The 12359-nt window shown below is 61.9% G+C and carries 14 protein-coding genes; 7 read left to right on the forward strand and 7 right to left on the reverse strand.

The window, feature by feature from the left end; translation table 11 throughout:
* Positions 1-100: 100 nt before the first annotated feature.
* From C5P05_RS33170 to C5P05_RS33180, 3 genes are read left to right on the forward strand one after another with little or no spacing between them, the layout of a single operon-like run.
* Positions 101-1159, forward strand: coding sequence for a substrate-binding domain-containing protein (locus C5P05_RS33170; RefSeq protein ID WP_114974111.1), 1059 nt, complete (start codon positions 101-103; stop codon positions 1157-1159).
* 44 nt (positions 1160-1203) lie between these two features.
* Positions 1204-1746, forward strand: a complete 543-nt coding sequence (gene msrA, locus C5P05_RS33175; protein WP_114974112.1) for a peptide-methionine (S)-S-oxide reductase MsrA — start codon at positions 1204-1206, stop codon at positions 1744-1746.
* Complete coding sequence (locus C5P05_RS33180; RefSeq protein ID WP_232834761.1) at positions 1743-2777, forward strand: diguanylate cyclase; 1035 nt, start codon at positions 1743-1745, stop codon at positions 2775-2777. The genes msrA and C5P05_RS33180 overlap by 4 nt, the downstream gene beginning before the upstream one ends.
* Positions 2778-2803: 26 nt before the next feature.
* On the opposite strand, the gene C5P05_RS33185 is transcribed toward C5P05_RS33180, so the two are convergent.
* Both C5P05_RS33185 and C5P05_RS33190 read right to left on the reverse strand, forming a co-directional pair.
* Positions 2804-3448, reverse strand: a complete 645-nt coding sequence (locus C5P05_RS33185; protein WP_198674938.1) for an ABC transporter ATP-binding protein — start codon at positions 3446-3448, stop codon at positions 2804-2806.
* Positions 3449-3485: 37 nt separating this feature from the next.
* A complete protein-coding gene (locus C5P05_RS33190; protein ID WP_198674939.1) occupies positions 3486-4373 on the reverse strand; it encodes an EamA family transporter in 888 nt (295 codons plus the stop codon).
* 191 nt (positions 4374-4564) lie between these two features.
* Here C5P05_RS33190 and C5P05_RS33195 point away from each other — a divergent pair, with 191 nt between their 5' ends.
* From C5P05_RS33195 to C5P05_RS33205, 3 genes are read left to right on the forward strand one after another with little or no spacing between them, the layout of a single operon-like run.
* Positions 4565-5224, forward strand: coding sequence for a DUF6064 family protein (locus tag C5P05_RS33195; RefSeq protein ID WP_114974114.1), 660 nt, complete (start codon positions 4565-4567; stop codon positions 5222-5224).
* Positions 5221-6273, forward strand: coding sequence for a DMT family transporter (locus C5P05_RS33200; RefSeq protein WP_114974115.1), 1053 nt, complete (start codon positions 5221-5223; stop codon positions 6271-6273). Before C5P05_RS33195 ends, C5P05_RS33200 begins: the two co-directional genes overlap by 4 nt.
* Before the next feature lie 14 nt (positions 6274-6287).
* Positions 6288-6992, forward strand: coding sequence for a tRNA-uridine aminocarboxypropyltransferase (locus C5P05_RS33205; RefSeq protein WP_114974116.1), 705 nt, complete (start codon positions 6288-6290; stop codon positions 6990-6992).
* A gap of 311 nt (positions 6993-7303) precedes the next feature.
* On the opposite strand, the gene C5P05_RS33210 is transcribed toward C5P05_RS33205, so the two are convergent.
* A complete protein-coding gene (locus tag C5P05_RS33210) occupies positions 7304-8275 on the reverse strand; it encodes a LysR family transcriptional regulator (protein ID WP_232834762.1) in 972 nt (323 codons plus the stop codon).
* Positions 8276-8342: 67 nt separating this feature from the next.
* Here C5P05_RS33210 and C5P05_RS33215 point away from each other — a divergent pair, with 67 nt between their 5' ends.
* The gene (locus C5P05_RS33215; protein ID WP_114974118.1) at positions 8343-9152 is read left to right on the forward strand and encodes an NAD(P)H-dependent oxidoreductase; all 810 of its coding nucleotides are present in this window, start codon (positions 8343-8345) and stop codon (positions 9150-9152) included.
* A gap of 129 nt (positions 9153-9281) precedes the next feature.
* On the opposite strand, the gene C5P05_RS33220 is transcribed toward C5P05_RS33215, so the two are convergent.
* From C5P05_RS33220 to C5P05_RS34120, 4 genes are all read right to left on the reverse strand, one after another.
* Positions 9282-10211, reverse strand: a complete 930-nt coding sequence (locus tag C5P05_RS33220) for a metal ABC transporter substrate-binding protein (protein WP_114974119.1) — start codon at positions 10209-10211, stop codon at positions 9282-9284.
* A gap of 92 nt (positions 10212-10303) precedes the next feature.
* The gene (locus tag C5P05_RS33225) at positions 10304-11224 is read right to left on the reverse strand and encodes a metal ABC transporter permease (RefSeq protein ID WP_114974120.1); all 921 of its coding nucleotides are present in this window, start codon (positions 11222-11224) and stop codon (positions 10304-10306) included.
* A 10-nt stretch (positions 11225-11234) separates the two neighbouring features.
* Positions 11235-12092: a metal ABC transporter ATP-binding protein gene (locus C5P05_RS33230; protein WP_232834763.1), complete on the reverse strand. Its 858-nt coding sequence runs from the start codon at positions 12090-12092 to the stop codon at positions 11235-11237.
* 92 nt (positions 12093-12184) lie between these two features.
* A complete protein-coding gene (locus tag C5P05_RS34120; protein WP_198674940.1) occupies positions 12185-12331 on the reverse strand; it encodes a hypothetical protein in 147 nt (48 codons plus the stop codon).
* Positions 12332-12359 lie beyond the last annotated feature (28 nt).

Consider the following 12359-nt stretch of genomic DNA (forward strand, 5'->3'; position numbering starts at 1 on the left):
CAGTTTTCAGATTGCTGTGCATAATTTCGCCCAGGGGCTGCGTCGGAAAATCAGGTCTGCCCGCACGTTTGCGATTCTCTTTTCAACCGGATGAGACACTATGAAAAATATTAAGAACTCGTCACTTGCTCGTTGCGCCATCGTCGCGATGGCTTTATTGCTGGGTCAGCAAGCGTTCGGGGAAAAATGGGATGGGCCCACCAGCGGCCCGATCAAACAAGCGGCGAAAAAAGTCCTGTTCATTTCACAAGACTTCAAGAACGGAGGCATTTCGACGGCGTATCGAGGTTTTTCTGCCGCAGCAGCAGAGCTCGGCTGGGACGTCAATGTGGTCGATGGGAAAAGCGATGTCAAGACCATTCACGCTGCGTTCCTCGATGCGATCCACTCACATCAGGATGCCATTGTCCTTGGCGGATTTCAAACCGATGAATTCAAAGATGTCGTCGCGCTTGCCAAACAGTCCAAGATCATTCTGGCTGGCTGGCACGCCGCAGCGGAGCCGGGACCAAGCAAAGATCTTTTCATCAACATTGCGACGGAATCCTCCGAAGTCGCCAGAATGGCCGCCGACTACGCGATCCAAAGCGGAAGCGGGAATGTGGGGGTGATCATTTTCAATGACAATCGTTTTGGCGTAGCCAACGCCAAAACGCAGCGCATGAAAGAGATTGTTGAACAGTGCAAAAAATGCAAGGTTTTGGCGGTGGAAAACCTGCTCATTTCAAATGCGGGGAAGGACATTCCAGCGGCCGTTGTACGACTCGACAAGACCTATGGCAAAGCCTGGACGCACACATTGGCCATCAATGACGTGTATTTTGATGCCATGAATTTCCCCCTGGTGTCCATCGGAAGACTCGACATCAAGAATATATCTGCCGGTGACGGCTCCAATGTTGCCCTGAGCCGTATCAAGGGCGGGCTATCGCAACAAATCGCGACCGTGGCCGAGCCCACAAATATGCAGGGCTGGCAATTGGCCGATGAGTTGAACCGCGCATTTGCCGGCGTCGCCTCAAGTGGCTACGTGAGCAAGCCCATCCTGGTCACGACCCAATTGTTGAAACAGATCGGTACTGCCGCCATCGATTCCGAAATCCCCTATGGAAAAGCTTATCGAGCCATCTGGCAAGTGAAGGCTGTTGAGAAGCCATGATTTCGTTGTTGCTGGCATTCTCAATCCTTTAAAGGAGAAATTTCATGTCCGATTCCCCGCAAACCATTGCCCTGGGCGGTGGCTGCTTCTGGTGCACCGAGGCCGTGTATGTGCAAGTGCGCGGCGTGGTCGACGTGGAGTCCGGCTACAGCAACGGCCACACTGCCAAGCCCAGTTACGAGCAGGTCTGCACCGGCAGCACAGGCCATAACGAGGTTGTCAAGTTGGCGTTTGACCCGGCCCAAATCAGCGTGCGTGAAATTCTGGAAATTTTCTTCGTCATCCATGACCCGACCACGCTGAACCGGCAGGGCCATGACAGCGGCACCCAGTACCGCAGCGGCATTTATTTTTCCACGCCCGAGCAGGAGACGGTTGCCAAAGACGTGATTCGCGAGATGAGCGAGAGCGGCGTGTACAGCCGCCCCATCGTGACCGAGGTCCTGCCGCTGGCCAACTACTGGCCGGCCGAGGATTACCACCAGGACTTTTTTGCGAACAACCCGGGCCAGGGCTATTGTGTTGCCGTGGCCGCGCCCAAGGTCGCCAAGTTTCGCAAGACCTTTGCGCGTCTGGTGCGCGATTGAAGCCCGGCCCCGTGCCGGCGGAGCGCCTGCGCCTGATCCGCGCCCTGTTTGACGAGTACATCGAGCTGTACGCTGCGCGCGATGACAGCCTGACCGCGCGTTTCAGTGAAAACTTCAGCGGCTACACCGGTGGTGGCGATTTCCTCGTCAAGGACCGGGATGCGTGGGTGAAGATCACCCGGCAGGACTTCGCGCAGGTGACCGGCCGCATTCGCATCGAGGTGCTCGACCTTGCGCTGCAGGACCTCAGCGAGGAGGTCGTGGTCGCCACTGCTTTCTTCCACATTCACCTGCCCATCCCCGACCACATCCTGTCGCGCGAGACAGCGCGGCTGGTGCTGGTTTTTCGGCTGGAGGGCGAGGACTGGAAGATTGTGCACAGCGGCATCTCCATCCCCTATGGCCTGGTCCGGGCGGGCGAGGTCTATCCGATCAAGGGCTTGCACGAGCGCAACCGCGAGCTGGAGACACTGGTCGAGGAGCGCACCCGCTCGCTGGAAGAGGCCAATAGCAAGCTGGAGGCCTTGAGCAACACGGATGGGCTGACTGGCATTGCCAACCGGCGCTACTTCGACCGCATGCTGGCGCAGGAATGGCATCGGGCTCAACGCGCGGGCACGCCGCTGGCCCTGGTGATGCTCGATGTGGACCTGTTCAAACACTACAACGACCACTACGGCCACGTTGCCGGCGACGGCTGCCTGCAGGCGCTGGCCCGAGCGCTGGTCAAGGCGGCGCGGCGCTCGTCTGACCTGGTGGCGCGTTATGGGGGTGAGGAGTTCGTCGTGCTGCTGCCGGACATGAATGGGCATGCGGCGGTGGAAGCCGCCCGCCACATGCAGCACGAGGTCTGGTCGCTGGCCCTGCCACATGCGCAAACTGCCCCCGGCATCGTCACCTTCAGCCTGGGCGTGGCGAGCCTGGTGCCGTCAAGCCAGCACAGCCCTGAAGATCTGGTGCTGCAGGCCGATTCCGCGCTCTACCGAGCCAAAGAAGCCGGGCGGAACTGCATGCAATTGGCGATGGACTGACTTGGCCTGGCCTGCCGAGCGAGTCGTTACCGCTGCCCCAACTCGATAGTGGTCGCCAGTGGCACCTTGCCCGGCGCCTCGTAATCGGCAATGACCCAGGCCCGCGTCGGGTGCTCGGCCGCGTCGGCCAGCAGCTCCAGCACAAAGCCAATTGACGCCTTGTCGAGCGCGGCAAAGGGCTCGTCCAGCAGTGTGACGGCCGCACCCGAAGCAAAAGCGGCGGCCAGCCAGACTTTGCGTTTTGATCCCGTGGACAGCATGTACAGCGGCTTGTTCAGGTGCGGCGTCAGCGACAAGCCGGCGGTCAGCTCGCCCATAAGCTGCTCATCAAACCGGGGGTACAGGCGGTGCAGGGACTTGAAGTAGTCGACCGCTGTCGTTTGATCCAGGGTCTCCGAGCGCGGGTCGGCCCAAAACACCTGCTGCCGGTAGGCGACGGCCGAGTCGCCCAGCCGAATGTTGTTGACCTGCAGGGTGCCCGCCTGGGCTGGCAGCTCGCCCGCCAACAAGCGCAGCAGCGTGCTCTTGCCGCTGCCATCGCCGCCATGCACCAGCGTCACGCCGGGCGGAATGCCAACTGACAGGTGCGTCAACACCATGCGCTGCGGGTAGGAGAAACACAGGTCTTCGATCTGCAATGTGACGGGTGTGGCTAAAGGGAGGTGTTCCATGGATCGGCTTTCGTTTATTGGGGACATGGCCCTCTGGCTAAGCCGCATTGGCCCGGCCAGTCGCGCTACGCCAGCGCGGCCACAGCACAATGACGGCCAAGCCGCACAGCACCAGCGCGCCAGCGGCCAGCTTCCAGGCGGGCAGCGGCTCGCCCAGTGACAGGGCGGACGCCCCCATGCCAAAAACCGGCACCAGCAAAGCCAGCGGCGTGACCGTGGCGGCAGGGTGGCGCGCCAGCAACCAGTTCCAGATGCCGTAACCAAACAGCGTGTTGCCGATCGCCTGCCACAGCACACAGGCCCAGACACTCGTGCTGGCCTGCATCACGCTGGAGGCCATGAGCGACGGGCCTTCCAGCCACCAGGACAGGGCGAACAGGGGCGGCACGGCAAACAGACTGGTCCAGACCATGAAGCCCAGCATGTCGATACGCCCCACGGTTTTGACCACCATGTTGGCGCAGGCCCAGAAGAACGCCGCCGCCAGCACCAGCGCCAGTCCTTTCACGGTGAGCGTGGCGTCCAGATGCGCGGCAATCACGGCAAGGCCGGCCACGCCCAGCATCAGCCCGACCATCTGAAAGCCTTTCACCCGCTCACCCAGCGTCAGCAGTGACAGGCCGATGGTGAAAAACACCTGCACCTGAATCACCAAGGAGGCCAGCCCCGGCGAGATATCGGCGCGCATGGCGAGGAACAGCAAGGCGAACTGCCCCACGCCCAGCAGCACGCCGAATAGGGCCAGCTTGTGCCAGGGCACGGCCGGGCGACGAATGAACAGCAACCAGGGCAGGGCGGAAAAGGCAAAGCGCAGCGTGGCGAACAGAAACGGCGGCAAGCCGTCCAGTCCCCAGCGAATCACCACAAAGTTGGTGCCCCAGACAAAGACCACGGACAGGGCAAGAAGAAGATGGGAATAGGACAAAAAATAATGCTCCGGCGCTTGCATTCGCTGCGATTGAATTGACAAAAAAGACACCATAACCTTAACCTCGTTTTGACCTTTCAAGGCCTCCGGGTGAGGTGCGTCAAAATTCACGCGATGCACGGCACCTATAGTGAGTCTGAGCGCTCTGTATTTTGGCGTTCAAGTCAGGAATGCCACAAGGAGCGAGCATGCAGCTTCCGTTTTCGGTCGAGCAATTCTTTGGTGTCTTTCGCGACTACAACACAAGCCTGTGGCCGGCTCAGGTGTTCCTGGTCGGCCTCGCCCTGATGACCCTCGCGTTCGTGTTTTACCCGCGCCGCTGGTCCGGCGCCGTCATTTCAGCCATTCTTGCCTTTCTTTGGGCCTGGCTGGGTCTGGCCTACCACTTGGCGTTCTTCACGGCCATTAACCCGCTGGCCTATGGCTTTTCGGCTGTCTCACTGGCAGGCGCCGCCCTCTTTTTCTGGCAGGGCGTTGTGTGTCGCAGGCTTGAATTCAGGGGAGCCCGCAGTGCCCGCACCGTGGCCGGGCTCGTTCTCATTGCGTTCGCCCTGCTCGTGTACCCCGCCTGGTCCATGGCCGTGGGGCACAGTTATCCAGCCATACCGACATTTGGTGTGCCGTGCCCCACCACAATTTTTACCATTGGGCTGCTCTGCTTGGCGGTGGCACCGTATCCGCGCAGTCCCTTGGTGGTGCCGGTCGTGTGGTGTTTTATCGGGGCGCAGGCCGTATTTCTTCTGGACGTGCCCCCGGACACCGGGGTCATCGCCGCAGGTGTCGCAGGCGTGGTACTGCTGGCACGGGCCAAAGTTGCCATCAAACCTGGCGCGACAATATCGGGATGACGATTTTCACCCGACTCGGCCACTCCGGCGTCCTCGCTGCCTTGGGCGCAGCGCTTTTGTTTGGCGCCGGAACACCGCTGGCCAAGTGGCTGCTGGGCAAGGTCGATCCCTGGATGCTGGCGGGTCTGTTCTATCTCGGCTCCGGCGTTGGCCTGTGGCTGTACCGGCGGCTGCGTCAGTCCGGGCCGGTCACCCTGGCGGCAAACGAGTGGCCCTGGCTGGCCGGCGCCATTGTGTCGGGCGGCGTGGTCGGCCCGGTGCTTTTGATGTTTGGCCTGACGCACATGCCGGCCTCAACGGCCTCGCTGTTGCTGAATGCCGAGAGCGTTTTCACGGCGCTGATCGCCTGGGTCGTGTTCAAGGAAAACGTGGACCGGCGCATCGCGCTGGGCATGGCGGCCATCGTCCTGGGCGCCTTGGTCCTCAGCTGGCCCGAGCGTTCCGAGCTGGCCGGCATGGTGCCCACGTTGGCCGTACTGGGCGCCTGCCTGGCCTGGGGTCTGGACAACAACCTGACCCGGCGCGTGTCCCTGAACGATGCCACCTGGATCGCTTCCGTCAAGGGCCTGGTGGCCGGCAGCGTCAATCTGGCCCTGGCCCTGGCCCTGGGCGCAGAACTGCCATCTTTGCCTTTTGTTCTCGGTGCCGCCGTGGTCGGCTTCGGCGCCTATGGCGTGAGTCTCGCCCTGTTTGTGGTGGGCCTGCGGCATTTGGGCACCGCCCGGACCGGCGCGTATTTCTCCGTGGCGCCGTTTTTCGGCGCCGCCCTGGCCGTGCCGCTGCTGGGCGAGCCGCTCTCGGTGAAGCTGATGCTGGCCGGACTGGCCATGGGCGTGGGGGTCTGGCTCCACCTGACCGAGCGCCACCAGCATTTTCACAGCCACGAGGCGATGGAACACAGCCACGAACATGTGCACGATGAACACCATCAGCATTTGCATCCCGACGGCACCGCCACCCGTGAACCACACAGTCATACGCACCGGCACGAGCCCATGCCGCACAGCCACGCGCATTTTCCGGATGCGCATCACCGCCATGACCATTGACTGCAAAACTCCCCATGGTTTGCGACACCCCGAGTAAACGTCTGCGCTGCCCAACCTGTCTGCGGGCGCAAAGCAGCTGCATCTGCCAGTGGATCAGGCCGACGCCGCATGAGGTCGAGGTGGTGGTCTTGCAGCATCCGCTGGAAGTGGCGAATGCCAAAGGCAGCGCACGGCTGTTGCAGCTGAGTTTGGCGCGCAGCCGTTTGCTGACGGGTGAGGTCTTTGCCACGCCGCAGTTGCAGGCCTTGCTGACGGTGCCCTTCCAGCCGCAGGCCGGGGCTGGGGTGCTTCACCCGAAGCACGCAGTTTTGTTGTATCCAGACTCGCCGCAAGACCAAGCGCTGGGCATGCCGCAGCCGCCTGTCTTGTCGCCCGCCTGGTTGCGCGATCCCTCGCAGCTGCGCCTGATCGTGCTGGATGGCACCTGGCGCAAGAGCCGCAAGATGTTGTACCTCAACCCGCTGCTGCGCCAACTGCCGCGCCTGGCCCTGCGCGACATGCCGGCTTCGCACTACCTGATCCGCAAAGCGCATCGGCCCGATCAGCTGTCCACGCTGGAGGCCACTTGCGCGGCGCTCATGCAACTGGAAGGCCGCATTGAGTCGTTTGCGCCGCTGCTGGCGGCGTTTGACGGTTTTGTGGCGCAGCAGCTGGGGTATCGGCTGGGCCAAGCGGGTTCTGCCGGTAGTCGGTGGAGTTTAAACAAAATCAGCCTCTAGCCACCGTGGAATAAGCGTAAGTTGCTATTTAAACAATAGCAATAAGGGCGCGTCAGTTCAGGTTTATGTCTAGGTTTTCAAAGCGATTGAGTTATCTTTCCGAAAGAAATCAACGGCTTGCGAATCAACTATGAAACTTCCGCTCGTCCGGGTTTGCACTGTTAGTGCGCCAATGCCCCCTGCTGTCGAGCGGCCGCTTCCACGTGTATATGGTTCTGGAGTGTGCTGGCGATGCCGTCAGTGCGCCAGCTGCGACTTGGAGCCTGCGCCAATCATTTGGCCTCGCGTCACATGGCATCCGTCTGCAAGTTTTATCGCTCCTCAGCGGGACCCCTGCGGTTGCTGGTCTTCGCGTTAATCAGTGCGACGACAGTCTCCCGGATCCAGCGTTGACCGCTGTGTCCGTGACTACGCTCGTGCCACACCATTCCTACGGCGAACCCCTTCACGGGGAACGGACAGTCAATCCACTGGAGCTTGTCGGCACGGCCGTGCACCAGCCGCTCCGGGACAAGCGCTACGAAGTCCGACTGAGATACGATCTCCGGAACGAACAGGAATGATGCTGCGGACAGCACCACGTTGCGGCTGTGGCCAAGGGCCAGCAGAGCGTTGTCCACTGGAGTGACAAAGCCGGCGCCGCCAAGTGACACGATCACATGTTCCAACTGGGCAAATTTCTCGACCGTGATTCCGTCCCGAAGTTGCGGATGGTTCCGTCGGCCGATGAGCACATAGCGCTCATCGAACAAATGTCTGGTGCGAAAACTGGGCGGTGCGATTTCCGGCGTCATGAGCGCCAGGTCGACATCGCCGCGCGCCATTTGTGCTTCCAACTGCGGTGTGTCCAGATTACGCAACGCTACTCGCACTCCGGGCGCTCTTGTCCTGAGTTCCATGACGAGCGGCTTGACCACCGCCGCCTGCAAGTAGTCGGTGCAGGCGATGGTGACGGTCAATTGGGCTTTGGCAGGGTCGAAGTTCCTGTGCGTGGCTACCGTGGCACGCACCTGATCGAGGGCGCGGCGCAACGGGTCAAGCAGTTCGATGGCCTTGGCGGTCGGGTTCATCCCTCGCTGTGCGGGAATCAGCAGAGGGTCATCAAACTCATCTCGCAGGCGACTCAACTGGGCGCTGACCGCTGGTTGACTCAGGTGCAGACGTGCCGCCGCCTTGGTCACGTTCTGCTCCACCAGCAACGCTTCCAGTGTCACCAGCAGATTGAGGTCGAGGCGTTTGCTATCCATGAAATGGATGGTAGCCGAGAAATTTGGTGATTTCACATATAGCTGATAACCATGGAAACTTGCGTTTCGCGTTCAACGTTGTAAACAGATAGAGAGTGAATTCATGAAAAAAAATGTTTTGATCGTCCATGCACATCCCGAACCCACATCGCTGACGCACCAGCTCGTCGATGTGTCTGCGGAGGCGCTTCAGCGGCAAGGGCATGAAGTTCTCCAGACCGACCTGTACGGCATGCGCTGGAAGGCTGTGTTCGACGAAGACGACTTCCCTACCCGTGCCGATCCGGATCGCTTGTCCTTCGTGACCGAGTCAGGGCATTCCTATTCCGGCGAGCGTCAGTCCGCGGACATCGCATCCGAGCAGCGGAAGTTGCTTGCCGCCGACGCCGTGATTTTTCAGTTTCCGCTTTGGTGGTATGGCATGCCGGCCATCATGAAGGGCTGGGTGGACCGGGTGTGGGCTTACGGCCTAGCGTATGGCTACAAGAATGCCGGCAACAAATATCGCTATGGCGATGGTGCCTTCAAGGGCAAACGGGCCATGCTGTCCGTCGCCGTCGGTGGACCTGCAAACGATTATTCGCCGCGAGGCATCAACGGGCCGCTCGAACAGTTGCTCTTTCCCATCACCCACGGCACGCTTTATTTCCCTGGCTTTGACGTGCTGCCCACCTATGCGGTCTATGGTGCCGCAGGCATCACCGCGGAAGGCGTGGCGGCGGCGAAGGACGCTTGGCGGTCGCGTCTTGAAGGACTCTTCGAGGACGCGCCCATCCCTTTCCGGCGGCAGAATGGCGGGGACTATCCGGATGGTCACGTCCTGGCACGTCATGTCGCAGTCGGCCAAAGTGGCTTGCTGGCGCACGTCGCCGACATGGAAACAGCCCCTCAAGCGGCCGAGATGGGCCTGTGATGTGAAGACCACTTGGCACGGCTTCCCCAGCCGACCCCACTTTGGGCATCAGTCACCCAAAGTTGGCTGGGCTGCGTTGGCCTCGCTCATGTCCACCAGCGAGGTGTCGCTGCAATAGCATTCAGATTATCAATTCAACTTCATGCCCGCCGCCAGCTGCGTCACGTTGTGCCGCATCATGTGCAGGTAAGTGGCGCCGGGCTGGTCTGGCGCCGACAGGGCGTCGGCGTACAGGCTGGCACCCACGGTGGCGCCGGCGTCTTTGCTGAGTTGGTCAATCAGCTTGGGGTTGCTCATGTTCTCCACAAACACGGCCCGGATTTTTTCGCGCTGGATTTGCTTGATGAGCTGGGCCACTTGCTTGGCGCTGGGCTCGGCCTCGGTGTTCACGCCTTGGGGCGCGAGAAACTTGATCTGGTAGTGCGCTGCGAAGTAGCCGAACGCGTCGTGCGAGGTGATGACCTTGCGTTTGGCTGTCGGGATGGCCGCGAACTGCGCTTGCGCCCAGGCGTCCAGTGTTTGCAGCTCCTTCACGTAGGCTTCTGCATTGCCTTGGTAAATGGCCGCGCCACTGGGGTCCACCTTGGACAGACCGACTGCGATGTTGCGCACATAGATCACCACGTTGTTGGGGTTTTGCCAGGCATGGGGGTCTGCTTCCTCATGGTCGCCGTGGCCACCATGACCTTTTGCTTCGGCCTCTTCCACCCTACGGCGCGCCTTCACGCCCTTGGATGCCACGACTGTCTCGCCCTTGTAGCCAGCGGACTTGGCCAGCTTGTTGGCCCATGGCTCAAAACCCAGGCCGTTGGTGAGCAAGAGCCGGGTGTTCAGAATGGCTTTGGCATCGGTGGGCTTCGGCTCGAAGGTGTGGGCGTCCTGGTCCGGCCCCACCAAGGTGGTGATCGTCACGCGCTCGCCGCCGACCACGCGCGCCAGATCGCCCAGAATGCTGAAGCTGGCTGTGACGGGGATTTTGTCGGCCGCAGTGGCCGTGCCGCTGGCCAAACAGGCCAGGGCCAGGCTGCTGGCCAAAAGGAGGCGACGGGTGTTGTTCATGGGTTGAGCTCTGAATGTGAAAGGGATGAAAAAGCAAAAGCAAAAGCGAAAGCGGAAATGAAGTGCGGAGAAGAGGGCGCGGGGCAGGCGGCTCAAGCCACCCGGTGCCAGGTGGTCCACCAGCGGGGCAGCCAGCCACCGGGTGCCATCAACAGCGAGCTGAAGTACAGCGCCCCGGCGCAGCCGATGATGGTGGGACCCGAGGGCGTATCCAGGTGATAAGACAGCAGTAGCCCGGCCACCCCGGCGATGGATGCTTGCAAGCTGGCATTCAACAACTGCGCGGGCAGCGTGTCGTGCCACAGCCGGCTGGAGACAGCGGGCAGCATCATTAAGCCCACCGCCATCAGCGTGCCCAGGGTCTGAAAGCCCGCCACCAGGTTCACCACCACCAGCATCAAAAAGCCCTGCTGCCATACCCAACTGCCCCGGCTGCCCCAAGCGCCAAAGACGCCCCGGCCCCTGCGGCGGTTGGCATCGAGAAACACCGGATCGAAGGTTTCCAGCACCAGGCCGCGGTACATCAGCGCCAGGGCCAGCACGCTCACTGTGGCCACGCCCGCCACCAGCAGCAACCCGGCGCTGTCCACGCCCAGCGCGCTGCCAAACAGGATGTGCAGCAAATCCAGCTGCGTGCCATGGTTGGAGATCAGGGTCACGCCCAGGGCCAGCGCCACCAGGTAGATGGCCGCCAAGCTGGCGTCTTCCTTGAGTGCGGTGAACTTGCTCACGATGCCGGCAATACCTGCCACCAGCATGCCCGCAATCACGCCGCCCAGCGCCATGGCCGAGAGCGACAAACCCGCCACCATGAAGCCGATGGCTACCCCCGGCAAGACCGCGTGGCTCAGCGCATCGCCCAGCAGACTCATGCGCCGCAGCGTCAGGAACACGCCCAGCGGGGCGGCGCTGAGCGAGAGCGCCAGGGTGGCCACGAGCGCGCGGCGCATGAAGGCGAAGTCGGTAAATGGGCCGAGCAACATATCCCACGCGGTGTAAAGCAGTGCGTCCATGCTGTGGCCCTCAGGTCGTTACCGGGTGGGCAGGGCGCGTGGCGTGCGCGCTGGCGCTGAGGCGTTGGACCAACGCGGTGTCGATCTCGCACACCGCCGCCGTCTCGTCCCAAGCCTCGGCCATGGCGCGGGCGCGCTGCAAGTTGGCCGCGGTCAACACCTCGGCGGTAGACCCCCAGCCCACCAGTTCGCGTGCCAGCAGCAGGGTTTGCGGAAAGTGCTGGCGCACCTGCGCATCATCGTGCAGCACAGCGATCACGGTGCGCTCCTCTTGGTGCCATTGCTGCACCAGGGCCAGCAGGCCGGCCGTGGTTTTGCTGTCCATCGCGTTAAAGGGCTCGTCCAGCAAGATGAGGCTGGCGTCCTGCACCAGAATGCGGGCGAACATCACGCGCTGCAATTGCCCCGCCGAGAGCGAGCCCACCGCACGGCGCTCAAAGCCCTGCAGACCGACCGCGTGCAGCGCCGCGTCCACCCGCGCCAGCATGCTTTGGCTGACGTCGCCAAAAGCGCCCGCGCTGCCCCAACAACCCAAAAGCACACAGTCCCGCACGTCAATCGGAAAGCCGCGATCAATCTCGCTGAGCTGCGGCAGGTAGGCGATGCGTCGCTCGTCGGTGTTCAGGGTCAGCGCCCCGCCCGAACGCCCGCCTTCAATCGGCAACAGGCCGACGATGCTTTTGAGCAAGGTGCTTTTGCCCGAGCCATTGGGTCCCATCACCGCGGTCAGCGACCCGTGCATGAATTGCCCGCTGATGTGGTGCAGGGCAGGGTGCTGGCGGTAGCTCACCGTCAGGTTGTCCAGCGTGATAAGAGGAGCCGCCCCGTTCGCGTCCCCGTCCCCGTCATTGCGAGCGCAGCGCGGCAATCCATGGCTCCTGGATTGCCGCGCTGCGCTCGCAACGACGGACTGTTGCTCAGTGCTCGCAACGACGGACGTCTGAGGTGTTTGATGCGTGTTCATAGCGGCGCTGCCTCCACGCTGGCCCACAGCACTGCCAGCCACAGCAGTAGCAACGCGGGCAGCACCGCCACTACCCGCAACCACGCGGGCCAAGCCAGCACACTGCGGGTTTGACGCTTGAAAAAATCCTGAGGAGATGACATGAAAAAAACCCGTCTTTACAAAATGCGG

This window comes from Rhodoferax ferrireducens, from assembly GCF_003347515.1.
Lineage (GTDB): Bacteria > Pseudomonadota > Gammaproteobacteria > Burkholderiales > Burkholderiaceae_C > Rhodoferax.

Excerpts from the sequence above, each read along its gene's own strand:
- C5P05_RS33170 (WP_114974111.1), top strand. The coding sequence starts at position 101 with ATGAAAAATATTAAGAACTCGTCACTTGCTCGTTGCGCCATCGTCGCG.
- msrA (WP_114974112.1), top strand. The coding sequence starts at position 1,204 with ATGTCCGATTCCCCGCAAACCATTGCCCTGGGCGGTGGCTGCTTCTGG.
- C5P05_RS33185 (WP_198674938.1), bottom strand. The coding sequence starts at position 3,448 with ATGGAACACCTCCCTTTAGCCACACCCGTCACATTGCAGATCGAAGAC.
- C5P05_RS33195 (WP_114974114.1), top strand. The coding sequence starts at position 4,565 with ATGCAGCTTCCGTTTTCGGTCGAGCAATTCTTTGGTGTCTTTCGCGAC.
- C5P05_RS33200 (WP_114974115.1), top strand. The coding sequence starts at position 5,221 with ATGACGATTTTCACCCGACTCGGCCACTCCGGCGTCCTCGCTGCCTTG.
- C5P05_RS33205 (WP_114974116.1), top strand. The coding sequence starts at position 6,288 with ATGGTTTGCGACACCCCGAGTAAACGTCTGCGCTGCCCAACCTGTCTG.
- C5P05_RS33215 (WP_114974118.1), top strand. The coding sequence starts at position 8,343 with ATGAAAAAAAATGTTTTGATCGTCCATGCACATCCCGAACCCACATCG.
- C5P05_RS33220 (WP_114974119.1), bottom strand. The coding sequence starts at position 10,211 with ATGAACAACACCCGTCGCCTCCTTTTGGCCAGCAGCCTGGCCCTGGCC.
- C5P05_RS33225 (WP_114974120.1), bottom strand. The coding sequence starts at position 11,224 with ATGGACGCACTGCTTTACACCGCGTGGGATATGTTGCTCGGCCCATTT.
- C5P05_RS34120 (WP_198674940.1), bottom strand. The coding sequence starts at position 12,331 with ATGTCATCTCCTCAGGATTTTTTCAAGCGTCAAACCCGCAGTGTGCTG.